Source organism: Flavobacterium sp. 40-81 (genome assembly GCF_001898245.1).
GTDB classification, from domain to species: domain Bacteria; phylum Bacteroidota; class Bacteroidia; order Flavobacteriales; family Flavobacteriaceae; genus Flavobacterium; species Flavobacterium inviolabile.
Window position 1 is genome coordinate 41,940 of record NZ_MKTM01000027.1, and the last position, 24,340, is coordinate 66,279.

The 24,340-nt window shown below is 40.9% G+C and carries 22 protein-coding genes; 11 read left to right on the top strand and 11 right to left on the bottom strand.

Going from position 1 to position 24,340, the window contains the following annotated elements:
- Positions 1 to 115: 115 nt before the first annotated feature.
- Positions 116 to 715: a ribonuclease HII gene (rnhB, locus tag BGO42_RS10205; RefSeq protein ID WP_273244075.1), complete on the top strand. Its 600-nt coding sequence runs from the start codon at positions 116 to 118 to the stop codon at positions 713 to 715.
- A gap of 61 nt (positions 716 to 776) precedes the next feature.
- Here rnhB and lipB read toward each other — a convergent pair whose 3' ends face one another.
- Both lipB and BGO42_RS10215 read right to left on the bottom strand, forming a co-directional pair.
- Positions 777 to 1,475 carry a lipoyl(octanoyl) transferase LipB gene (gene lipB, locus BGO42_RS10210; RefSeq protein ID WP_177729910.1) on the bottom strand — a complete coding sequence of 233 codons (699 nt, stop codon included), beginning with the start codon at positions 1,473 to 1,475 and terminating at the stop codon, positions 777 to 779.
- Positions 1,476 to 1,485: 10 nt separating this feature from the next.
- Positions 1,486 to 2,235, bottom strand: a complete 750-nt coding sequence (locus tag BGO42_RS10215) for a hypothetical protein (protein ID WP_273244078.1) — start codon at positions 2,233 to 2,235, stop codon at positions 1,486 to 1,488.
- A gap of 134 nt (positions 2,236 to 2,369) precedes the next feature.
- Here BGO42_RS10215 and lysS point away from each other — a divergent pair, with 134 nt between their 5' ends.
- Both lysS and BGO42_RS10225 read left to right on the top strand, forming a co-directional pair.
- Positions 2,370 to 4,070 (top strand): lysine--tRNA ligase, encoded by a 1,701-nt coding sequence (gene lysS, locus BGO42_RS10220; RefSeq protein ID WP_273244080.1) that lies wholly within the window; start codon positions 2,370 to 2,372, stop codon positions 4,068 to 4,070.
- A 192-nt stretch (positions 4,071 to 4,262) separates the two neighbouring features.
- Complete coding sequence (locus tag BGO42_RS10225; protein WP_273244082.1) at positions 4,263 to 4,658, top strand: DUF4890 domain-containing protein; 396 nt, start codon at positions 4,263 to 4,265, stop codon at positions 4,656 to 4,658.
- Positions 4,659 to 4,690: 32 nt separating this feature from the next.
- Here BGO42_RS10225 and BGO42_RS10230 read toward each other — a convergent pair whose 3' ends face one another.
- The 4 genes from BGO42_RS10230 to BGO42_RS10245 all read right to left on the bottom strand — a co-directional run bounded on the left by BGO42_RS10230 (position 4,691) and on the right by BGO42_RS10245 (position 8,152).
- Positions 4,691 to 5,653 carry a transporter family protein gene (locus tag BGO42_RS10230; protein WP_273244084.1) on the bottom strand — a complete coding sequence of 321 codons (963 nt, stop codon included), beginning with the start codon at positions 5,651 to 5,653 and terminating at the stop codon, positions 4,691 to 4,693.
- Positions 5,654 to 5,797: 144 nt separating this feature from the next.
- Entirely contained in the window at positions 5,798 to 6,841 is a 1,044-nt protein-coding gene (locus tag BGO42_RS10235; protein ID WP_273244085.1) for a cytochrome-c peroxidase, read from the bottom strand.
- Between the two features lie 59 nt (positions 6,842 to 6,900).
- Positions 6,901 to 7,683, bottom strand: a complete 783-nt coding sequence (locus tag BGO42_RS10240) for an MbnP family protein (protein ID WP_177729916.1) — start codon at positions 7,681 to 7,683, stop codon at positions 6,901 to 6,903.
- Positions 7,684 to 7,777: 94 nt separating this feature from the next.
- Positions 7,778 to 8,152, bottom strand: a complete 375-nt coding sequence (locus BGO42_RS10245; RefSeq protein ID WP_246297015.1) for a hypothetical protein — start codon at positions 8,150 to 8,152, stop codon at positions 7,778 to 7,780.
- A 169-nt stretch (positions 8,153 to 8,321) separates the two neighbouring features.
- Here BGO42_RS10245 and BGO42_RS10250 point away from each other — a divergent pair, with 169 nt between their 5' ends.
- Positions 8,322 to 8,756, top strand: coding sequence for a DUF4890 domain-containing protein (locus BGO42_RS10250; protein WP_177729917.1), 435 nt, complete (start codon positions 8,322 to 8,324; stop codon positions 8,754 to 8,756).
- A gap of 77 nt (positions 8,757 to 8,833) precedes the next feature.
- Entirely contained in the window at positions 8,834 to 9,160 is a 327-nt protein-coding gene (locus tag BGO42_RS10255; protein WP_273244089.1) for a hypothetical protein, read from the top strand.
- A gap of 49 nt (positions 9,161 to 9,209) precedes the next feature.
- Here the strand turns inward: BGO42_RS10255 and hemL are convergent, their stop codons facing one another.
- The 4 genes from hemL to BGO42_RS10275 all read right to left on the bottom strand — a co-directional run bounded on the left by hemL (position 9,210) and on the right by BGO42_RS10275 (position 14,265).
- Entirely contained in the window at positions 9,210 to 10,496 is a 1,287-nt protein-coding gene (gene hemL, locus BGO42_RS10260) for a glutamate-1-semialdehyde 2,1-aminomutase (RefSeq protein ID WP_273244091.1), read from the bottom strand.
- Entirely contained in the window at positions 10,496 to 11,365 is an 870-nt protein-coding gene (locus BGO42_RS10265) for a glucosaminidase domain-containing protein (protein WP_177729920.1), read from the bottom strand. Before BGO42_RS10265 ends, hemL begins: the two co-directional genes overlap by 1 nt.
- Before the next feature lie 28 nt (positions 11,366 to 11,393).
- Positions 11,394 to 12,299, bottom strand: a complete 906-nt coding sequence (locus BGO42_RS10270; RefSeq protein ID WP_273244094.1) for a 1-aminocyclopropane-1-carboxylate deaminase/D-cysteine desulfhydrase — start codon at positions 12,297 to 12,299, stop codon at positions 11,394 to 11,396.
- Positions 12,300 to 12,372: 73 nt separating this feature from the next.
- Positions 12,373 to 14,265 (bottom strand): T9SS type A sorting domain-containing protein, encoded by a 1,893-nt coding sequence (locus tag BGO42_RS10275; RefSeq protein WP_273244096.1) that lies wholly within the window; start codon positions 14,263 to 14,265, stop codon positions 12,373 to 12,375.
- Positions 14,266 to 14,687: 422 nt separating this feature from the next.
- Between BGO42_RS10275 and BGO42_RS10280 the strand changes: the two genes are divergently transcribed.
- Positions 14,688 to 18,761 (top strand): RemA C-terminal-like gliding motility protein, encoded by a 4,074-nt coding sequence (locus tag BGO42_RS10280; protein ID WP_286749199.1) that lies wholly within the window; start codon positions 14,688 to 14,690, stop codon positions 18,759 to 18,761.
- Positions 18,762 to 18,809: 48 nt separating this feature from the next.
- Here BGO42_RS10280 and BGO42_RS10285 read toward each other — a convergent pair whose 3' ends face one another.
- The gene (locus BGO42_RS10285) at positions 18,810 to 19,145 is read right to left on the bottom strand and encodes a hypothetical protein (protein WP_273244100.1); all 336 of its coding nucleotides are present in this window, start codon (positions 19,143 to 19,145) and stop codon (positions 18,810 to 18,812) included.
- Positions 19,146 to 19,173: 28 nt separating this feature from the next.
- Here BGO42_RS10285 and BGO42_RS10290 point away from each other — a divergent pair, with 28 nt between their 5' ends.
- From BGO42_RS10290 to BGO42_RS10310, 5 genes are all read left to right on the top strand, one after another.
- Positions 19,174 to 19,350: a C1orf53 family protein gene (locus tag BGO42_RS10290; RefSeq protein WP_177729925.1), complete on the top strand. Its 177-nt coding sequence runs from the start codon at positions 19,174 to 19,176 to the stop codon at positions 19,348 to 19,350.
- A 127-nt stretch (positions 19,351 to 19,477) separates the two neighbouring features.
- Positions 19,478 to 21,463 carry a urocanate hydratase gene (gene hutU / locus BGO42_RS10295; protein ID WP_273244103.1) on the top strand — a complete coding sequence of 662 codons (1,986 nt, stop codon included), beginning with the start codon at positions 19,478 to 19,480 and terminating at the stop codon, positions 21,461 to 21,463.
- Between the two features lie 22 nt (positions 21,464 to 21,485).
- Complete coding sequence (locus tag BGO42_RS10300) at positions 21,486 to 22,019, top strand: DUF4136 domain-containing protein (RefSeq protein WP_273244104.1); 534 nt, start codon at positions 21,486 to 21,488, stop codon at positions 22,017 to 22,019.
- 60 nt (positions 22,020 to 22,079) lie between these two features.
- Entirely contained in the window at positions 22,080 to 22,457 is a 378-nt protein-coding gene (locus BGO42_RS10305) for a group III truncated hemoglobin (protein ID WP_273244135.1), read from the top strand.
- A gap of 76 nt (positions 22,458 to 22,533) precedes the next feature.
- Entirely contained in the window at positions 22,534 to 24,294 is a 1,761-nt protein-coding gene (locus BGO42_RS10310; protein WP_273244106.1) for an aromatic amino acid hydroxylase, read from the top strand.
- The last annotated feature ends 46 nt before the right edge of the window (positions 24,295 to 24,340 follow it).

Sequence of the window (24,340 nt, forward strand, 5' to 3'; positions counted from 1 at the left end):
TTATTTGTGTTAAAAAAACACCCTAAGAAATACAGTATGCAAAAAAAAGTCCTAATATCCACAGCAGATTACTCAGAAAATTTGTTGTTTTTTTATATTTTTACCAAAAACAAAAATGCTTTTATCGAATTACTCAAAGTTAACATTAGAAGCCGGAACCGATGAAGCCGGAAGAGGCTGTCTTGCCGGTCCCGTTACCGCCGCAGCCGTTATTTTACCGGAAAACTGCCTGATAGAAAAACTCAACGATTCCAAAAAATTATCCGAATTAACCCGCGATCGCCTCAAACCGATAATAGAAGAACTGGCATTATCCTACAAAGTCATCCATCTTGAACCGGAAATAATCGACGAGATCAATATCCTGAACGCATCCATAAAAGCCATGCAGCACTGCATTACCAGGCTCAGCCCTGTTCCCGAATACATTATCGTAGACGGAAACCGCTTCAAACCGGTTAACGACATTCCCTACAGCTGTATCGTTAAAGGCGACAGCAAATACCTGAGTATCGCCGCCGCTTCCGTTTTAGCCAAAACATACCGCGACGAATACATGAACCGAATACACGAAGAATTCCCCATGTACAACTGGAAACAAAACAAAGGATATCCAACAGTGGAACACCGGGAAGCAATTCAGAAATACGGCATCACCAAATACCACAGAAAATCATTCCGGCTGCTTCCGGAACAGTTAAAACTGGATCTATAAACACAAAAAAATCCTGACAAAATTTTGTCAGGATTTTTCTTTCTAAATTGTCTTAAAATTCTCAAACCATTTCCGCCTCAAAAAGAGCCGCAAAATGTTTGGTGATTTTTGCTTTCACTTCTGCCTCATCCACATGATCCACTCCCAATTCAACATTTAAAGAAGTAACTGCCTTATCTTTTATCCCGCACGGAATAATATTATCAAAGTAACCCAGGTTCGAATTTACATTCAATGCAAATCCATGCATCGTAACCCAGCGGGAAGCCCGAACTCCCATCGCACAGATTTTTCTTGCAAAAGGTGTTCCCACACCTAACCACACTCCTGTTTCCCCTTCGCTTCTTTCACAGGACAATCCGTATTCTGCCAAAGTCAGAATAATTGCCTCTTCCAGCAGACGCAAATATTTATGAATATCCGAAAAGAAATTTTCCAGATCCAGGATAGGATACCCTACAATCTGACCGGGACCGTGATACGTAATATCTCCGCCTCTGTTAATTTTATAAAATGTCGCTCCTTTTTCCTCCAGCTGCTTTTCATTGAGCAGCAGATTCGAAAAATCACCGCTTTTACCCAAAGTGTACACATGCGGATGTTCTACAAATAAAAAATAATTCGGAGTTGCCTCTTCCTTATCTTCTCTTCGATTGCTTATTTTAATATCTAATATTCCCTGAAATAATGATTCCTGATAATCCCAGGTGTCTTTATAATCTTTAAGGCCAAGATCCCTTAGCGCTACTTTTTTATTCATTTTGTTGTAATTATTTATTTTCCAGAAAAACATCAAAACTCATCGATTCCGGTTTTTCCACATAATCCAAAAACGGGAATTGTATCGTAACTGTTTTTCTGTCTTCACTAAAAAGCGCATTTTTCGCACTAACCGATTTTATTTTTTTCGGGAAATGGTATTTCACCGTATAATTAAATGCCGCCAGCATCGGCCGGATCGAACCCAGACTGTCCACTATTTGTTTTTGCAGCACGGCATCTTTTACTTTTACCGTTCTGGAGAATTTTTTTCCGTTAAACGAAAACTTCAGTTCCGTGTTGCCATCTTCCATTTTTGAAATCGGACTCTGACTTCCCTTCCCTTTCGATTTCAATTCATCAATCGATTTCATCACCGTCATCATATCCACCAGATCCATGGTACTTTTAAAATCACTGAAAAGTGAGAAAAAGAAAGTCTTTTCACTTTCATTGATTTTCATGTTCACGGCAAAATTTTCCATCTTCTTCAGTTTTGCCTGTTCTGCCGCCGGCAATTTTGCAATACTGTCCTTTTTCTGCGCCAGCAATTCCTTAAATGTAAAAGTAGAATCGATCACTTCCGACTTCCCTTTCCCGATCATCTCTTCACCGCCCATTTCCATTATTGCCGAAGCATCAACATCAAAAGAAATCTTTCCGCTTCCGTCGCTGTTCAAATTAATATTCTCTGTAAAATTACAACTGGTTGCGATTACCGAAACGCATAAAACCAAAAACATCCGAACCTTTTCAATCATAATAGTATCAATTAAAAATGTGATTCAAAGATACTGCTTTCCGCATTTATAACCATCATAATCATTTTCAAAATTTGAAATTGACTCATTCTCAAATTATACCTATCTTTGCACGCTTAAAATAAATCACAATTATGCAACTTTCAGAACAAGAAATCATCAGAAGAGAAAAATTGGGCAGGTTGAAAGAACTTGGAATAAACCCATATCCCGCAAATTTGTTTCCCGTAGATCATACGTCGAAGCAGGTCAAGGAAACTTTTGAAGAAGGAAAGAAGGTAATTGTGGCCGGACGTTTAATGTCATCCCGTATACAGGGAAAAGCTTCCTTTGCCGAAATTCAGGACAGCGAAGGACGTATTCAGGTTTATATTAACCGTGATGAAATTTGCCCGGACGACGACAAAACATTATACAACGAAGTTTTCAAAAAACTAATTGACTTAGGTGACTTTATCGGTATTGAAGGAGAACTTTTCACCACACAGGTTGGCGAAAAAACCCTGCGTGCTAAAAAAATCTCATTACTAAGCAAAACATTACGTCCGCTTCCGCTTCCAAAAGTAGATGCCGACGGTAATATTTTTGATGCTTTTACCGATCCGGAATTACGCTACCGTATGCGTTATGTGGATTTAGTAGTAAATCCGCAGGTAAAAGACGTTTTCATTAAGAGAACCAAGCTTTTCAACGCAATGCGTACGTTCTTTAACGACAAAGGTTATTTTGAAGTAGAAACACCAATATTACAATCCATTCCCGGTGGTGCAGCAGCAAGACCATTTATCACACACCACAACTCTTTAGACATTCCGCTATACATGCGTATTGCTAACGAATTGTACCTGAAAAGACTGATTGTAGGTGGTTTTGACGGTGTCTATGAATTCTCCAAAAACTTCCGTAACGAAGGTATGGACAGAACCCACAATCCGGAATTTACCGCAATGGAAATCTACGTAGCCTACAAAGACTACAACTGGATGATGGAATTCACCGAAAATCTTCTGGAATATTGCGCCCTTCAGGTAAACAGTACGACAAGCGCAACTTTTGGCGAACATACTGTTGACTTCAAAGCACCTTATGCCCGCGTGACCATGACGGATGCCATCAAACAGTTCACCGGATTTGATATCTCCGGAAAAACGGAAGAAGAATTAAGAGAGGCAGCCAAATCAATGGGAATTGCCGTAGACGAAACAATGGGGAAAGGAAAACTGATCGACGAAATTTTCGGAGAGAAATGTGAAGGAAACTTCATCCAGCCTACTTTCATCACGGATTATCCGAAAGAAATGAGTCCGCTTACTAAAGTACACCGTGACAATCCGGATCTGACGGAGCGTTTCGAACTAATGGTTTGCGGTAAAGAGATCGCTAACGCATATTCTGAGTTAAACGACCCGATCGATCAGCGAGAGCGTTTTGAAGCACAGTTAGCCTTATCCGAAAGAGGTGACGACGAAGCCATGTTTATTGACAATGACTTTTTACGCGCTTTGGAATATGGTATGCCACCTACATCCGGTTTGGGAATCGGAATGGATCGTTTAATCATGTTCCTGACCAACAATCCATCCATCCAGGAAGTTTTATTCTTCCCTCAGATGCGTCCGGAGAAAAAAGCCATCCAGATTGAATTGGAAGCAGAAGAAAAAGCCATCATTGCTATTCTTGAAAAAAGCAACAACGCTTTAGAATTAGCCGAATTGAAAAATCAGGCAGGACTAAGCGGTAAAAAATGGGATAAAGCCATGAAAGCCTTATCACAGCACGGACTGACCAAAGTTGTTGTTAACGGCGAAAGCAAAGTAGTGGAATTACAATCGTAATTACCCTCAATCATATTTACAAAAAAGGAGTTCTTCACGGAGCTCCTTTTTTTATTTAACCGCTAACAACCAGCATTTACCGTATTTAATCGACAAAAAATACACTTAAAAGAAAATAACATCCGCTCCCCGCTTTAATCGCTAATTTTAAGCAAAACTTCACGGAATCAACAACTTAAAACCAATAAGATTATGAAAAAGCTCTTTATTTTAATCTTAGGTATTGTATCCTTAACCTGCAACGCACAGCAGCAACCCGTTTTGACCGCCGAGCAAAAAGCCAAAATGGAAGTAAAAAGAATGGCAACCGATCTGGATTTAACAACAGTCCAGCAGCAACAGCTGGAAAAGATCTTACTTGAAAACAATCGGAAAACCGGCGACATCAAGCAGCGTCTTCAATCTGCCAAACCGGAAGAAAACCAGACGTTAAAAGAAGAATATATCGAAAGCCTGAAAACACTAAAAGCAAACCTGAAAGCCGTCTTAACAACCGAACAACAGGACAAATGGGATGCTATTTACAAAAAACGTTTCCAGGGACAGCATCAGCCACAAAATCCGGCCAGTGCACAAAAAGCACCATAAAAAAAGGACTCAACGGAGTCCTTTTCTTTTTTTTACAGCGTATAATTCAAATTGACACTCCACCGGTATTGGGCTTCCACCCTTCCTCCGGTTAAATTCTGATTGATCGGCAGCATGGTATTCAACCCTAACGAAAATTTACCTTTACCCACTTCAATACCGAATTTTCCAAAAAGGATATCACCGGCCGTATTGCGAAGTTGCTGCTTGTATTGATAATTATTGCCATACACCTCACCGGCTATTCCGATTTGCGGTACCAGGGCAAACGTTTTAACCGCCATCATATAGAACAATGTTGAAGCATAGTTAAATTGATTTCCAAAACGATAATTTTTCTGATTTTCCGTTTTCAGCGTATAACTCGCCATAGTATTCAAACCAAAATCGCCCTGCTTTAAAACATATTCAGAAGCAAAAATATAATCCCAGCTTCCGGTTCCTACCTGGAAACTCGGATTCACACTACCGCTGTTAAACTCCTTATATTTTCCCGTTGGCGCCTTAACACCACCACCCAATTGCAGCGTGTGCCGGAACAGTGCACTGTCCTTTGTGGTTTCATAAACCGTGTACATTCCCAAAACCGTAATATCACCCAATCCGGATATCTGCTGGTTTCCCGTAACCGTTTCCCTATTGTGAAAATGATAGGGTGCCAGCACCGAAAGCTGTACTTTTTTCACTATCGGAATACGCGCCCAGACCTGAATGGTATTGAAATTTTCTTCATACCAGGGAGAATCCGAAAACAAACCGTCATTACTTTTATAATGCTGATTAAAATAGCGGATTCCAACAAAATTACTGTTCAGCATCGACGAAAATCCCAGACTCCCGCCGCTCGCCGAACACCCGCAGGCATCGCAGTCATCATAATATTCCAGAGGCTGAAAATATCGTTTAAAAGGGTTTGCCCAATTGAGACTGTCTTTTTCTGCCGCCTGTGTTAAAGCTGCAAAAAAAAGCAATAGTACTATACTATATTTTTTCATTTTTATTTCTTTTTTACGGACCTGCAACAGTCCACTTTTTTACTGAAAAAATGCTTTTATCACAATGCGATACCGTTATAAAAGCATTTTGAAATTAGAATACTTTCTAACCAAAAACACACTCCAAACCGGCGCTGTTTTCCATTAATATTCCGAAAACCGTTTATCGGTTAAATATTGCATATCGGTTAACGTTTTCAAAAACGCCACTAATTTTGTTTTTTCATTTCCGCTCAGTGGAATCCCTAAAGAACCACTACTCTTTAAAGCCGGATCCAGCGTTGGCGAATCCACCACACCCTGCGCATAGTGGTTCAAGACCGCTTCCAGTGTAAAAAACCGGCCATCATGCATATATGGTGCTGTTTTTTCAATATTCCGAAGGCTTGGCACTTTAAACTTATAGTAATCTTCCGGCAATTCGGTAACACGGTAACGCCCGATATCGTTGATAAGCGGATTCACGGCTAAGCCATTGTTACGGTACGAATTGTCCGTAAACAAATCTGTCGCATGGCAGGAAGCACATTTTTGATTAAAAATCGTATAACCGTCAAGTTCTTCCTGGGTTAAATTGCCACCCGGTTCATTTCGTCTGAACTTATCAAATCGCGAATTGGAAGAGGTTACCATAACCATAAACTGTCCCAGGGCTTTCAGCATGTTTTCAGAATTGATCGCCCCATCGGAAAATGCCTGTTTAAACAGTTTCTGATAGGCCTTATCACTTTTCATCATACTCACAATTTCTGCAAGGTTACCATTCATTTCAATCTCACTGGTTAGCGGGATCAAAGGCTGTAAATCCAGATGCGTTGTAGCGCCATCCCACATATAAGCCGTCTGAAAGGCAAGGTTCTGGATAGGTGGTGTATTCCGGGTCCCAATATTATCGCCAACACCATGGCTAAAGGTGTGCCCATGATGTGTAAAAGCATCCTCCTGTATATGGCAGAATCCGCAGGAAACCAATCCGTCTGAGGATAAGCGGCCGTCATAAAACAGTTTTTTACCAAGCTCAAATCCTTTTTCCGTAAGGGGATTGTTTTGCAGATTATAAGCCAAAGGCGGAAAATTGGAAGGCACTTTAAAGGCAATCGGAATATTTTGATATTCGTCGGAATCACCATCGTTCGAACAGCTCCACAACAAAGGGAGCATGAGCAATACTAAGATTTTCACTTTCATAATTTTCGTATTTCAAAAAGCTGCCAATCCAAAAAAAAACCGGCAGCTTTTTAAATTGCTTAATCGTTATGAACGTGATCTACAGCAAACATGGACTGTACATTAGCCGTGATAGAAGCCAAAATCGCTCCACCCATAATATTGGGTTGTTGTGAAAGCCCTATTTTATTTGCTCCGTCAAGGATCTTAGACAAATCCGCCATGATGTGCACCTGTGGCGTGATCGTTGGCCGCACCAAAGCTTTATCCGGGAAGTTAAGTGATACTTCCGTATAGTTATAATTCGTTCCGGTTTGTCCTGTATGTACCTTAAATAATGTTGACTGTGCAACTGTTGCAGAAGTGAAGTTTCCTTCGAAAGCTAAAAACTTATACCCGGCACTCCAGGACCACATCATCCCTTCTGCCTGAGCCTGAGCCAGGAAGTCACCCTGTCCGGCAGCTCCTAAATTAAACTGTTCCTGGTCTACTCCTATTCCGAATTTAACCGATTTGTAATTTCCGGCCGGAATATCGGCAAGCTCAACGGTAAACAAAACCGGACTTTGCTCTTTTATAATGAAATAGCTTTTACTTTTCGGATACGTATAGGTAGATCCGTCATCTTTTGTCAATACAATATTGCTGACAATATATTTAATGTTGTCCACCTTAATGGCTTCACCCTGCGATGTGGTATAGGTCGCCCCCATAATAAAATCGGTTTCCCCATAACGGTGATCGAATTTTAATTTTAAACTTCCGTTACCTTCTGTTGAATTTATTACGTCATCATTACTACATGACCCTAAAGCAATAGCACATGCAATTGCCAATACTTTTTTATAGAATTGAAATTTCATTTTTTATTTTTTAAAATATACGACATGTCATTCCCCTGATGGAAAATACCATCAAAAGAGTGTTGTTTTGCTCCGATGGAGCGTCCGTTAAATTTTAAGAAATAAAAGCCGGCGGATGAAAAACGGCATTGGTACCCAAATGGGTATACAAATTAGAATAACTGAAGTTTTTTTGTGTTTTTCCGACAGATGGCAGTACTGCTAATTCGAAGTTTTTCTGAATTTCCAGAAACAATACTTCTACTTCTGCTCTTACATTTTTCTTATCGGTCGATAACGGCTTTTCCGTTTCGGAAGATTTTGCCAATTCTTTCATTAAATGACACTTTCCGTTACAGGCCATTTCGGGTTTTGCCTTGTTTTCACAAAGTACGGTAGTGATGTAGTCATAATTAATAACATATTCAAAAACCGGAAGTATCGGTTTGAAGAGTACAAAGAAAATGATTATGACTATTCCTGATTTCACGCGGCAAAGGTAGCCTTCAAAAGCGGTAACTCCAAAAAATATGGTTATATCTTTTTACAGAAACAATATAAATGTTATATTTTTTTAACTTTTTTTTATTACACCCGATTTTAAACCTTTTATTCCAACGGCTGTCAAAGGAACATAACAACTTACAAAAGAAAGTATTATGAAAAAACTAATTTTAGCAATCTGCCTAACAGCAACAATGTTTGGATTTGCACAGGAAAAAGCAACAAGAGGAGAACGCGAACGCATGACTCCGGAGCAACAGGTACAATTACAGGTTAAAAGAATGACCCTTGATCTTGATTTAACTGCAAAACAGCAAAAAGATGTAGAAAAGCTTTTAACAGAACAAAGCCAGAAACGCGAGGCAGTAAAAGCGGCTCAGGGTGATGTAAAGAAAAACTACAAAGAAATGACCAGCGACGAACGTTTTGCCATGCAAAACAAACGTATGGATGAGAAAATTGCCTTTAAAGGCGAAATGAAAAAAATCCTGAATGCCGGCCAGATGGAAAAATGGGAAAAACGCGACAATATGCGCCAGGAAAGAATGGAAAAAAGAGTGCAAAACTTTAAAAATAAAGAACGTCAATAATTTTTCGGCAGTTTTTTTAGTAAAATATCATAAAATAAGTTAGTTTTGGCTTCCAAACACTGATAATTTATTACCAAATGAAAAAATTAGCGGCCCTATTTTTTATGATTATTGCTTTTTCTGTCAGCGCTTCTGCACAGGAGCTAAGCAAGGAATTAGCCAGTAAGGTTCAGAATGACATGACTGTTTTAACAGCACAGATCAAGCTTACGGAAGCTCAGAAGGCAGAAGTAACAAAAGCTTTTGTGATGAAACATCAGAATTTAGCAGTTAAAGATTTATCAGATGGTCGTAAAAAAGAATTGGCCAGAGTAGTTGAACATTATTTAAAAGCGCCGTTAACGCCTTCGCAATTAGAGCAGTTAAATGCTCAGCCGGACTTAGTTAACCGTCTTACACATTAATAAAAAAAGCGCACTATATAGTGCGCTTTTTTCTTTTTATACTTTTCTGTTATAATTCCTGAGCCACTTTCCCAACGGCAGCAATTGTAAAATCCAGGTCTTCATACGTCAGTGCATCCGTTATAAACCAGGTTTCATAAGCCGAAGGTGCGATATAAACCCCTTCTCTTAACAAGCCGTGGAAGAATTTTTTAAACGAATCGTTATCACCGTTTTTCGCCGTATCGAAATCCACAACCGGACTTCCGTCAAAATGAACGGAAATCATCGAGCCCACTCTGTTGATCGTGTAGACAATACCGGCAGCATCCAGTTCTTTACGGATTCCCGCTTCCAGATAAGCCGTTTTTTGCTCCAAACGCTCAAAAAGACCTGCATTGGTATTGATTTCTTTCAGCATGGCTAATCCGGCCGCCATTGCCAGTGGATTTCCGGACAGTGTTCCTGCCTGATATACCGGCCCTAACGGTGCCAAATAGTTCATGATCTCATTTCTGGCAGCAAAAGCACCAACAGGCAATCCGCCTCCGATCACTTTACCGAACGTTACGATATCGGCTGTAATGTTGAACAATTCCTGCGCACCACCTTTTACCAGACGAAATCCGGTCATTACTTCATCAAAAATAAGCAAGGCGCCGTTTGCTGTACAAAGTGCCCGTAATCCTTCTAAAAAGCCTTGTTGCGGCGGCACACACCCCATGTTTCCGGCTACCGGCTCCACAATGATGGCTGCAATTTCATTTTTGTTCGCTTCAAACAATGAACGCACGTTATCCAGATCGTTATAACGGGCTAACAAGGTATCCTTTGCTGTTCCCTGTGTTACTCCAGGGCTATTTGGCGAACCAAAGGTTATCGCTCCGCTTCCTGCCTGGATCAGGAAAGAATCGGAATGACCGTGGTAACAACCTGAAAATTTTATGATCTTATCCCTGTTTGTAAAACCTCTTGCCAGACGGATAGCACTCATACAGGCTTCCGTACCGGAGTTTACAAAGCGTATTTTTTCTATTCCGGGCACCATCGAAATGGCCAATGCCGCTATTTCTGTTTCCAAAGCTGTCGGCATCCCGAATGAGGTTCCCAGCCTGGCTTTTTCAATTACCGCTTCCACAACCGGAGCGTGTGCATGTCCCAGCAGCATAGGTCCCCATGAGTTTATATAATCTACCAGACGGTTTCCGTCTTCATCATAAAGATAGGCTCCTTTAGCTTCTTTAACAAAAATTGGCGTTCCGCCAACTGATTTAAATGCACGAACCGGTGAGTTCACACCACCCGGCAAAACTGCTGATGCTGCAGCAAACAGCTCGCTGCTTCTTTTATATAACATTATGATTTTACTTTTAGTATTTGGCCAATTGATATTGCATTTGAGGTAAGGTTGTTTATTTTGATCAACTCGTCAACCGTTACATTAAATTTCTTAGAAATGGAGTATAAGGTATCTCCCTGCGACACCCGGTAAGTAGTGCCGTCTTCAGCAACTTTATTTGTTACTATCGGTGTTTCTTTTTTGATTACCGGTTTATTGTAACCAGCTCCGATAACTTCCGAATCGTATTTGTACAATTCATAACGCTCGATAAGTCCGATTAATTTATCCGGATATTTCGGATCGGTAGCATAGCCGGCATTTTTAAGTCCTTTTGCCCAGGCAGTATAATCTCCTTTAGGTAATTTGAACAAAGCGGCATAGCGGCTTCTGGTTGTCAGGAACAGGGAGTGGTCGCGAAAAGACTCCGCAGGATCACTGTATTTCCGGAAACATTCCTGTTCGGCATCATCATCATGACGAACACTTTCTCCCGTCCATCCGGCATGACACTTGATCCCGAAATGGTTATTTGCTTTGATACACAGCGTTCCTACACCCGCACCGGATTCCAGGATTCCCTGCGCCAGCGTGATACTCGCCGGAATACCATGATTTCGCATGTTATCCTTAGCCGTTTCTTTAAATTTGGAAATATATTCATTAACTATTTCAGTCGTTACTTTCAATTTTGAAGTAGCTTCTAAAACTTCTGTAGGTTTTGCATTTTCACCCGCATTTCCTGATTTTGTTCCTCCCGTATGTGTTTTTACGGTCGTGTGTTTTTTAGTAGTGCTATTTTTTGACGATGCCGTCCGGACCTTCGAAGAAGACCCGCAGCTGTAAACAAAAATGACAGTCAGCAGAATACAAAACTTCTTAATCATTATTTTTATTTTTAAAAGAATTCAATTGCTATTCGTTTATTATCAGTGGCATTTTTTTCTGTGCCAGTATTTTATTCATTCCTTCGATTCCCTGTAATCCTCCGGTATGGATCACCAAAATCTGTGCCTTTTCAGGAAAATAGCCCTTCGCTATCATGTCCATGACACCAAACATCATTTTACCGGTATAAACCGGATCCAGAGGTACGCCCGTTTCGGCATAGAACGCATTAATAAAACGGATCAGTGCTTCATTTATTTTCGCATATCCTCCAAAATGATAGTCATTAATAAGCTCCCAACGGCTATTATTCACAAACTTACAAATATCCTCAGATAAAAACGAACCTTTTAACGCCGGAAATCCGAGAACTTTTTGGGTACTGCCACTGGTATTGATCAATCCGGATATGGTTCCTCCCGTTCCGACAGCGCAACAAATATGGGTATATTTTATTTTATCGTCTTCCTCTAAAATCTCTTCACATCCTTTAACGGCCAGCTCGTTGGTTCCGCCTTCCGGCAGCAGGTAAAAAGCGCCGTATTTTGCCTGTAATGCTTCCACAAATGCTGCTTCCGCTTTTAACCGGTAGGCCTCACGGGATATGAAATCAAATTTCATGCCTTGCTGTTCGGCAAACCGCAAAGTCGGGTTTTCCTGAATCTTGTCCCTCAGTTCTTCTCCTCTGATAATCCCGATCGTTTCAAATCCGAAATGAAATCCGGCAGCCGCAGCCGCAGCTATATGGTTTGAAAAAGCACCGCCAAAAGTCAACAGCCTTGTAAATCCTTCTTTTTTGGCTTTTTCAAGATTGTAATACAGTTTACGATATTTATTACCGGAAAGAAAAGGATGAATTAAATCTTCTCTTTTAACCATTACAGAGATTCCATCGGGAAGGATTAACGGCAATTGCTGACTACTGCTTTTCATACTTTACAAAAGTATCATTTTAAACAAAAACAGCTCCCAAATGGAAGCTGTTTTTAAATATTTTAAATAAAATTTAATTTTTAATTATGATTTTCTTACTTATTTCCAGATTGTCAGCGGTAGCCATTTTTACAATATAGATACCATCACTCAAATTAGAGGTCGGAAATTCATAAGAGGCACTGCTTCCCAGTTTTGATTTGGTAAAGATGGTTTTTCCAACGACATCATACAAAACCAGTGTATTGATATCCAACAGCATCGGGTTGTTAATGGTAAGGTTATGCGAAGCATTATTCTGGTAAACTACCAGGCTGTTTTTGATATCTTCACCAACGCCCAATATATTATCATCTTTAAATGTAATCTCATAATCCGTTTTATTGGTACCTGCCGGCAGGTTCAATTCGTAAACACCATTTTTAATATCATGGTATACATTATTTACTTTATCATGCAGGTAAACATTGGAAACATCTTCAAAATTGATAATTTCCTTTACGGTGATTTTATAATTGGCAGGCAGATCATTTTTAAAACCTACCGGAATACGTTTGTCTTCATCAAAGGCAATAGCGCTGATAATACATTCTTTATTGTCTATCACAAAAAAGGAATCAGAAGGCAAGGCATCATCCGATGACAAGGCATCCATACCTCTATCGTAACTGTCGGTCGCTTCCGGATGAAAAACAATCACACCCTGGCGAACGCCCTGATTATCAATTAAAGTATTGATACGGATCTGCGGCATTGGCAATTTACTGCCATTGGTATAGTCAATACCGGATACCGCTTGTATAGGCGGGAAATTCTCATCCGTACTGTCGCTGTTATTCACAAAAGCTGTTGAATTTGCGCTTTTTTCAAAATCAGAATTGGTAACCGTTCCTTCTTTTACAAATACGCGGTATTTATTTTTCATTGTAACGGTACCGGCACCCACGCCCATAACCATAAATCCTTGTCCAACCGGAGAAAAACGTCTCTCAAAATGCTGACCCGGTATCGAAACCACCGGTCCCTGATTACCGGAACCGTCATAAGAGTAAAAAATTGCCGGTGTATAAACCCCCGGACCTGCTGTTCCGGCAAGTACCTGTGCTAAAGTTGCCGCCGGCGTAAACGTGCCGTATCCACCCTGGTAGTTTGCCAGATAATGCGAATTTACCGTTTTATCCTGCTCCCAAAACTGAGCTGTTCCGTCACAAGCCGGATTATCCAGCAGAAAATAGCTCAAATCAATTGCTGAAGGGTACGGATTTCCGGTTAACGTTTGCTGTCCCGCAAGTGTCGGGATAACAATATCACCGTCGTTTGGACGTCCTCTAAAGTCGATACGCTGTTTGGCTCCCGGATTGTTGGCAACCGTACCATCCACATTATTGGAATCGGTACCGGCTGTTCCTTTCATAGTAAATCCTTCGCCGGCAGCTAAAGGCTGACCGTTTCCAATATGTGCCCAGCCGGTATAAGCCGTTGAACTGATAAATTTCCATAACCATCGGGAAGAAATCGACAACGGACTGGCTTGTCCGTCCCAGGATCCCCATGGCAGTATCGTTGCAGCAGTACTACTCGTAATGCTTACCGGTCTGTAAAACAAACTGTTTACATTGCCGTTTAAATTTCCTAAAACACCTTCCTGACCGGATGCTACCGTTCCCACCGGTGAACACCAGTAGTTATAATCATAATTATCCGAAGTACCTTCCTGGTAAACGGTCATCTTACCGCCTCCGCTATTCTGGGTATTGCCTGCAACACCCTGCATAAGCTGGCCTCCTCTTCTAAGATATACATATCCGTCGTTACCGGTTAAACTGGCTAAAACGACATCCTGTTTGACAAACAATAATTCATTATTGACAAAAACATAACTGTTTGGGCTCACATACATCTGGGCCTGGCTTAAAAAAGCGGCACCAAATAAAAAAATTACTAAAAGGCTTTTCTTCATCATCATTAAATTCTGTTTTTTAAGTAGTTACAAAAATACACATTTTATTTTTAAAAAAACATCAAGGGATATAAAGCCTTTAAAACGGGACAACAAAACCGGGGAACGATTCCCTTTTAGCACTTCATATATGTTTCATTCATTTGTAATTCATAACAAATTACACAGTTAAATTTACTCATTTTTTTTAACAAAAAAATCAATTTCAGGGTCAAATTTTACACTCCGTAAAAAAAATATATTCATTTTTAACACATAATTACGGTTTTACCATAAAATCGGTTCCGGAATTTTAATTATTGTTTTCAAAAAATGCACTTTATCGATTAAAGGGAATCCTTCATCGAAATTCAGTCAAAACGCACCTCACGTGTGATTCTTAGTACATACTTTCGTACTGTAAAATTAACCCCTAAAGATTTTATAGTATGTTAACCAGCCCCCAAAACAACAGAAAATCTGATGACTTTTTTAAAGTTATCAACGTTTTTAATTTTAATCCGTTTAATCTTAAAAACCTTTCCTTTTTAAATGTGATAGCCTTTTTATCATTGTTCATTTACAATACCGGTTATACACAGGTTAGCAATTATACTTTTTCCGAATCAACTTCAACTTATACCGCAATTACCGGAGCTTCAATTGTTTTCAATAATGGTTGGGACAATAACACAACACCAAATAATATTGCGATTGGGTTTACTTTCAACTATAACGGTACAAACTATACTACTTGTTCGGTAAATAGTAACGGGTTTATAACTTTCGGAACCACATTATCCAACACTAATGAATACAATCCGATTTCTTCATCAACTGCCTATAGCGGAGCGATCAGTGCATTGGGAGTAGATCTAAAAAGTAACGGTTCTGCCATAACCTATAAAACAATAGGAAGTGCTCCTAACCGTGTTTTTGTGGTACAATGGACTAATGCCGAGAGAGATGCTGAAGACGGAGATTTCAACTTTCAGATTCGTTTAAATGAAACTTCCAATACCGTTAACATTTCATACGGTAGCTGTCAGCCATCAGACAATAGTGTTGTATATGTTCAGGTAGGCCTTAGAGGTAGTTCAAACAGTGACTTCAACAACAGATCACAACCTTCTAACGGAAAATGGATGGGAAATACTAATGCTGGTACAAATAACAACGATGCCAACAGAACAAGATCAGGAAATTCCAATGGTTCATATCCAAATACAAACTTATTATACACCTGGACACCATCTTCAACACCATCTGGAGTTTGTACACCTTCATCTTCATCAAGTACCTTTTATATCTCCAGTTATAAAACAACCGGAGCTGTAGTAGATGCTCCTACAAACACAACAGGATACAGTACTTCCGGATATGGCGATTATACTGCTCTAACACCGGCACAGCAAATTCCGGGTGGCGGAATCAATGTTAGCCTTGTTTTGTCCGGAGGACTACAAACTGCAAGAGTTTGGGTAGACTGGAATAAAAACAACACTTTTGAAGATGCTTCAGAAATCGTTTTTACAACCAATACAAGCTTCAACTCCAATACCTTTGGTTTTGTGGTACCAACAGGAACAGCTCCTGGCGATTACAGAATGCGTATCCGTACAAAATCTACAGCTGCCTGCGGATCTAATTCCGATGGTGAGACAGAAGATTATACCATCCGTGTAATTCAGGATTGCCCTGCAAAAATAACAAGTGCTCCAACAGTTGAACTGTGCGGAACAGGAACGGTAACCTTAACAGTAACCGGTACTTCCGGAGTAACTTCATACAAATGGTACACTACCGAAAGCGGAGGAACAGCTATAGCCGGTGCTACATCAGCATCATACACTACGCCATCCCTATCGGCTACAACAACCTATTATGTAACAGCTTTAAACGGATCATGCGAATCTCTGGTTCGTACACCAATTATCGCAAAAATAAAACCGGTTCCTAACATCACCATTACTCCTGCTTCTCCTCAAATATGCGGTGAAGAAGATTTAGTACAAATCTCCGCTGCAGGAAGTACAGAAGTGGTCGATTTATTAAATGAGACTTTTGAAGCATCTGGATTTGGCGCTTTTACAAAAGTAAATATCGCCAATGGTGATGCGCTTACAGAATGGCAGCAAAAAACCAGTGTTTACACAACTGTTTCCGGTGTTTGGAAACCGGCAATCAGCTCCGGAGCGATTGGCAATAAATTTGCCTTTACAACTTCTGACTACAGTAGTTCCAGCACAAAAAACTTAGCATTACAAACAACAAACAGCTATAACACTACAAATTTCATCGATTTGACATTGACATACAGACAGTATTTCTCTTGTTATGGAAACGGAGACAATGCTATCGTTGAAGTTTCAACAAATAACGGTACTTCCTGGACAGCGGTACAAACATATACCTCAAGTCAGGGATCACCTGGTAAATTCACAACTGTAACTATCCCGTTGAATAGCTACGTTGGAGTTGCAAACCTGAAATTAAGATTCCGATATGTTGCCGTTTATTCTGACGGATGGGCTATTGATGATGTTGTTTTAAGCGGAACAAGACCTTTAACATCAAACTTTACCTGGACAGGAGCTACAATTGATGCCTATACTGATGCTGCCGGAACAGTACCATATACCAACCAGGCTGTAAACGTCGTTTACATCAAACCTTCTACTGCTCAGTTAGAAGTAAACAACTGGTCGTTTACTGCCAATGTACAATTAACCAATGGCTGTACCGCTTCAAAATTAGTTAACGTTACAAACAAATCTAAAGTTTGGCAGGGTAACAACGGTAACTGGAATGATCCTAACAACTGGCTTCCTGTAGGAGTACCAGCAGCAGACAACTGTGTAATTATCAAACCGGCTACAAATTATGCTAATGTAAACGGAACCAACTATGTAGGTTTAGCAAAAACATTAACCGTAAGAACAAATGCCCGTCTTGAAGTTCCAACAGGAAACGGTGTAAACGTGGTTAACAAAATTACAGTACAAAACAACGGTACTTTCAATTTAGCGAACAGCGCCAGTATTATCCAGACAGATAATGTTGCCAATTCCGGAATTGTAAACATCAAACGTACGACACAACCAATGTATCGTTATGACTTTACATACTGGAATTCACCGGTAACCTTAGCTTCTAATTTTACTTTAAGCGCTTTATCACCAAACACTTTGTCTGACAAATACTATCGTTGGCAGCCAACAATCAACGGAGGTTACGGAAACTGGATTGGTGTAAATGCAACCACAACAGCTATGGATCCAAGAATGGGCTATATCGTGAGAGCACCGCAATCATTTGATTTAAATCCGGCAAATAAAACAACCTATACGGCAACTTTTGTTGGAACACCAAATAATGGCGACATCACTATTCCGATCGCTATCGGTACAGATGCAAACGTTGGTAATGGAGTAACCGCTGATGACGACCAGTGGAACCTTATCGGAAACCCTTACGCCTCAGCAATTGACGTGGTATCTTTCTTAAACGAAACAACGAATAAAACATTATTGGACGGAACCGTATATGTATGGACACACAATACTCCGATACAAACCGGAACAGCAAATCCTTTTTATGGAAACTATTCTTATAACTATACCTCTTCCGATTATGCTACTGTAAACAAATTCGGGGCTACAGCAACAGCAATTTCAGGAGGCACACAACCAAGCCGTTATATCGCTTCCGGTCAGGCTTTCTTTGTAAAAGGAATTGCAAACGGAAATGCTAAATTCATCAACAGTATGAGAGTTAGCGGATCTAACAATACATTCCTGAAAAGCGGAGCTGCACAAATTAACCCGGAAACACAGGCTGTGAATTCAGGTGAACTTGAAAAACACCGCATCTGGTTAAACTTAGCGAATGCTAACGGAGCGTTCAGTCAGATTCTGGTAGGATATGCTGAAGGAGCAAGTTTAGACTTCGACAGAGGATTAGATGGTCAGGCTTTCGGAGGAAACGGAGTAACATTCTACTCTACTATTCCGGAAATGAACCTAACCATTCAGGCACGTCCGTTACCATTCAATGAAGACGACAAAGTAGCTTTAGGATTTAACGCTAATGCTCAGGATACTTACCAGATTGGAATTGACCACCTGGACGGAGTATTCGATACGCATGCGATTTTCCTAGAAGATAAAACATTAAATGTGATCCACGACTTAAGAACAGCGCCATACAGCTTTACTTCTGCTGCAGGAACATTTAACGACCGTTTTGTATTGCGTTTCTCAAACGGAAATTTAGGAAACGTAGATTTCACAAATGAAAACGGAATTAAAATACTTAGAGGAAATGAATTAGCAGTTCACTCTTCTTCTGAAAGAATTAAAAGCATCGTTGCCTTCGACGTATTAGGCAGAAAAATAGATGAGTACAAAAATGCTGATGAAAATGAAATTACACTTAAAAATGTAAAAAAATCAACCAGCGTAGTACTTTTAAAAATAACCTTAGAAAACGGTGCTGTTGTAGACAGAAAGACTATTTTCTAAAATTGAAAAACGCTATTATTAAAAAAGCCCTTGTTTAAACAGGGGCTTTTATTTTTTTCGCAGGTAGCGCACAAAACCATAAAACGGTCTTCCCGACAAATACTCCGGATTTTTTTCATTGCCGTAAGCTTCCCGCTCAAAGCTGATATTCCGGTAAGCGGTATGCTTGTCCGGATACTGGCACAAACGAACCAGATATTCCAGCCCGTACCAGATAAAAAAAGGCACAATCAGCAGCTCTAACTGCTGCTTGATATGAATTTTTTCATGGTTTAAAAAAACCGGATCCTTTTTATCTTTTACATCTGCCAGGAACACAAAAGGGAATAAAGTGATTCCTCTAAAACCTTTGGGCGTTAAATATTTTAATACAAGTACGATCATTAACCTTAAAGTTCCTAAATTTGTCCGTATGGACAACCAAAATACTAAAAATAAATTAATCCCTGGAGAAGACTATTATCTCACCCCGGAAGGTTACAAGGTTTTTACCGAACAATTCCACTTAAAAAGAGGATATTGCTGTAAAAACGGCTGCCGTCACTGTCCATACGGCTACAATAAAAACACCGGAACGATACGCAAATAGAAATGGACGTCCTTTCATTAAAATACAGAATCAAAATCCATAAATCCTATCACAGGTCAGATATTCGTTATCCTTAGCGAGGCAACGCTTCAATTTATTTATTTTTCAATTCTAAGCAGTAACAATCATGACTTTTCAAGAACAAATTTTAGAAGGGATTCCTTCCGTTTTACCACAGGCTAAACCATACGAGAGCACTATTAACCACGCTCCCAAACGTAAAGAAATATTAAGTGACGAAGAAAAAAAGCTGGCTTTAAAAAATGCCCTGCGCTACTTCGAACCAAAACATCACGCAGAATTAATTAAAGAATTTTCGGAAGAATTAGAAACATACGGCCGTATTTACATGTACCGTTTGCGTCCTGACTACCGGATGTATGCCCGCCCTATTTCGGAATATCCGGGAAAATCGGAGCAGGCAAAAGCCATCATGCTGATGATCCAGAACAACCTGGATTATGCTGTGGCACAACATCCGCACGAATTAATCACCTATGGCGGAAACGGAGCCGTTTTCAGCAACTGGGCACAATACCGCCTGACGATGAAATATCTGGCAGAAATGACCGAAGAACAAACGCTGGTGATGTATTCCGGACATCCGATGGGATTATTCCCTTCCCACAAAGAAGCACCGCGGGTGGTTGTCACTAACGGGATGATGATCCCTAATTACTCCAAACCGGACGACTGGGAAAAATTCAACGCTTTAGGCGTAACCCAATACGGGCAAATGACAGCCGGCAGCTATATGTATATCGGTCCGCAGGGAATTGTACACGGAACCACCATTACCGTATTGAATGCCGGTAGAAAAATTGCCAAAAACGGAGAAGATCTGGCAGGAAAACTGTTTGTAACCTCCGGATTGGGAGGAATGAGCGGTGCGCAGCCTAAAGCCGGTAATATCGCCGGATGCATTACCGTTTGTGCCGAAGTAAACCCGAAAATAACACATATCCGCCACAGTCAGGGCTGGATTAACGAAGTTATCGAAGACATTGATGCTTTGGTAGCCCGCGTTCGCATAGCAAAAGAAAATAAAGAAGTGGTTTCCATTGCCTATCTGGGCAACGTTGTAGACGTTTGGGAACGTTTCCATGACGAAAACATATATATCGACCTGGGATCCGACCAGACATCCTTACACAACCCCTGGGCAGGTGGTTATTATCCGGCCGGGATTTCGTTTGAAGAAGCAAACGACATGATGGCAAACAATCCGGAATTATTCAAAGAAAAAGTTCAGGAAACATTACGCAGACATGCTGCAGCAATTAACAAACACACCGCAAAAGGAACCTATTTCTTTGACTACGGTAACGCCTTCCTGCTGGAAAGCTCCAGAGCCGGTGCCGATGTTATGGCGCCAAACGGTATTGACTTTAAATACCCGAGCTATGTTCAGGACATTATGGGACCAATGTGTTTCGATTATGGATTCGGGCCTTTCCGCTGGGTTTGTACCTCCGGAAAACCGGAAGATCTGGCCAAAACAGATGCTATTGCCTGCGAGGTTTTAGAAGAAATCATGAAAACTGCTCCGGCAGAAATACAACAGCAGATGGCCGACAATATCCGCTGGATCAAAGGTGCTCAGGAAAACAAACTGGTCGTAGGATCACAGGCACGTATCCTGTATGCCGATGCAGAAGGAAGAGCCAAAATAGCAGAAGCCTTCAATCAGGCAATTGCCAAAGGCGAAATAGGCTATGTTGTTTTAGGACGTGACCACCATGATGTATCCGGTACCGATTCTCCTTATCGTGAAACCTCAAACATCTATGACGGTTCCCGTTTCACTGCCGATATGGCTATCCATAACGTGATCGGAGACAGCTTCCGTGGCGCTACCTGGGTTTCCATTCACAACGGTGGCGGCGTTGGCTGGGGAGAAGTGATAAACGGTGGTTTTGGTATGGTTCTTGATGGTACCAAAGAAGCTTCAAGACGCTTGGAATCAATGCTTTTCTGGGACGTCAACAATGGAATTGCCAGAAGAAGCTGGGCACGTAATGAAGGAGCCGTTTTTGCAATTAAAAGAGCAATGGAAACGCAGCCTTTACTAAAAGTGACAATTCCGAATATCGTAGATGACACCTTACTTTAGTTAAATATAAAACCTATTAATTATGAAAGCTATAAAAATCCTTCCGATACTACTGCTCTTCGTTATCAGCTCCTGCAGCTCCGTAAGAGTAGCTTCCGATTTTGATAACCGAACCGACTTTAGTCAATACAAAACATACGCTTTTCATAAGGACGGGATTGACAAAGTTGAAATTTCCGATTTAGATAAAAAACGCATCCTTCGCGCCATAGACAATCAGCTCTCGGCAAAAGGATTCAGCAAAAGTGACCAGCCGGAACTTCTGGTAAATATTTTTACCAAATCCAGAGAACAGGTCAGCGTAAACCAATTTAACGCCGGATGGGGTTATGGTGGTGGCTGGGGCTGGGGATACGGCTGGGGCCCTACTTACAGCTCCGTGAGTACCACCACCGAAGGCACGCTGTATATCGACATCATCGATGCCCGTAAAAATGAATTGATCTGGCAGGGAACCGGAACCGGAGTACTGACTCAGAACCGTGAAAAAAAAGAGGAACGCATCAATGAATTCGTTACGAAAATCCTGATGCAGTTTCCGCCACAAAAAAAATAATTTACCGGCTTATCATAAGCACTACAAGCCTACCTTTGCGTAGGCTTTTTTTATTCAAACATCATGAAAGACATTAGCACACTGGAAGACATCAAAAAGCTGGTGGACACCTTTTACGAAAAAGTACAGCAGGATACTTTGATCGGCCCTGTTTTCAATGAAAAAATACAGGATCGCTGGCCGGAACATCTGGCAAAAATGTATCAGTTCTGGGAAACCGTACTGCTGGACAACCACACTTATTCCGGCAGGCCTTTTCCGCCGCATGCCTTTTTACCGGTAGGCAGCAACCATTTTAACCGCTGGATACAACTCTTTACCGGAACAACCGATGCTTTATTTACCGGACCTGTTGCAGACGAAGCCAAGCAAAGAGCTGCTAAAATGGCAGAAATGTTCCATCATAAAATAGAATACATTAAAAATAACCAAATATAACCGCCGATTTGAAATTCCAATTGCTAACTCCCTAAAGATTTCGTAATTTTACAGCAAACAGCAACAATAAAGAATCATGAATGCATCGTTTGAAACGAATCCGTTACTAGAAAGATTACCGAAACACTTACAGCAGTTTATCAAACCGCAGGATTATGACGAATATACTCCGATTAATCAGGCTGTATGGCGCTATGTGATGCGTAAAAATGTGGATTATTTAGGAAAAGTAGCCCACAGTTCTTATCTGGACGGCTTACGCCAAACTGGGATTTCCATCGAGAGCATCCCCAACATGTACGGAATGAACCGTATCCTTAAAGAAATAGGCTGGGCAGCAGTAGCTGTTGACGGATTTATTCCGCCAAATGCCTTTATGGAATTTCAGGCTTATAACGTATTGGTTATTGCCTCCGACATCCGTCAGTTAGAACATATAGAATATACCCCGGCACCGGATATCATCCACGAAGGAGCCGGACATGCACCCATTATCGCCAATCCGGAATATGCAGAATACCTGCGCCGTTTTGGAGAAATAGGCTCTAAAGCCATTTCCTCTGCAAGAGATTACGAAATGTATGAAGCCATTCGTCTGCTTTCCATTTTAAAAGAAGCCGAAGGTACTCCTCAGGATGAAATTGAAGCTGCCGAAAAACGTGTTGACGAACTGCAAAACGATATGGGCGAATTATCGGAAATGGCACAGATCCGGAACCTGCACTGGTGGACAGTGGAATACGGTTTGATCGGAACTGTTGAAAACCCTAAAATTTACGGCGCCGGACTTTTATCCTCTATCGGGGAAAGCGCCTGGTGTATGACCGATAATGTAAAGAAAATCCCGTATGATATCTCTGCAGCCAACCAAAGTTTCGACATTACAAAACCGCAGCCGCAACTGTATGTAACACCCGATTTTGCACTTTTGAGCCTTGTTCTGGAAGAGTTTGCAAACAAAATGGCCTTGCGTACCGGCGGATTATCCGGAATCCGGAAATTGATCCATTCCAAAGCATTGGGAACGGTAGAACTAAGCACCGGAATTCAGATTTCAGGAGTGTTTACCAACGTCATCGAACACGAAGGAAAACCGGTTTATATCCAGACAACCGGCCAAACGGCACTTTCCTATAGAGAAAAAGAATTAGTAGGCCACAGCACCGCTTATCATGCCGAAGGTTTCGGAAGCCCGATCGGAAAATTAAAAGGCATCAATCTTGCTATTGAGGACATGAGTCCGAGAGATTTAAGAGCGTATGCTATTTTTGAAGGAGAAACCGTTACCCTGGAATTTGAAGGAGACATTACCGTTTCCGGGGAAATCATTACCGGTTCCCGTAATTTACAGGGCAAAATCATCACCATCAGCTTTAAAAACTGTACCGTAACCCATAAAGACACTGTTTTATTCCAGCCGGAATGGGGCATTTATGATATGGCTGTCGGAAAAGAAGCGATTTCCGCTTTTTCAGGACCGGCCGATGTGCACAGCTTTGACCTGATCACACATGTTCCGACCTCAAAAACCATTAAGGCGCAAAAAACACCGGAAAGAATTAAACTGGAAGAGTTGTACCATAGTGTAAGAGCCATTCGCGACAACAATGCTCCGGATACCTTACAATCAGTATTTGAAACGTTAAAAGCCGATCATCCAAAGGACTGGCTGTTAGCGGTAGAAATTGCCGAACTGGCTCATAAAAACAACAATCACGCTTTGGAAACGGCTGTTGTTTCCTATCTGGAACAACTAAAAACGGTACGTCCGGAAGTTGCCCATTTAATATCCGGCGGACTGGAGCTTATTTTCGAAAGCGAAAACGTAAACAAATAATACAAATCAGTAACAATTGTTACAACCATATTTTAGCAAGTCCCAT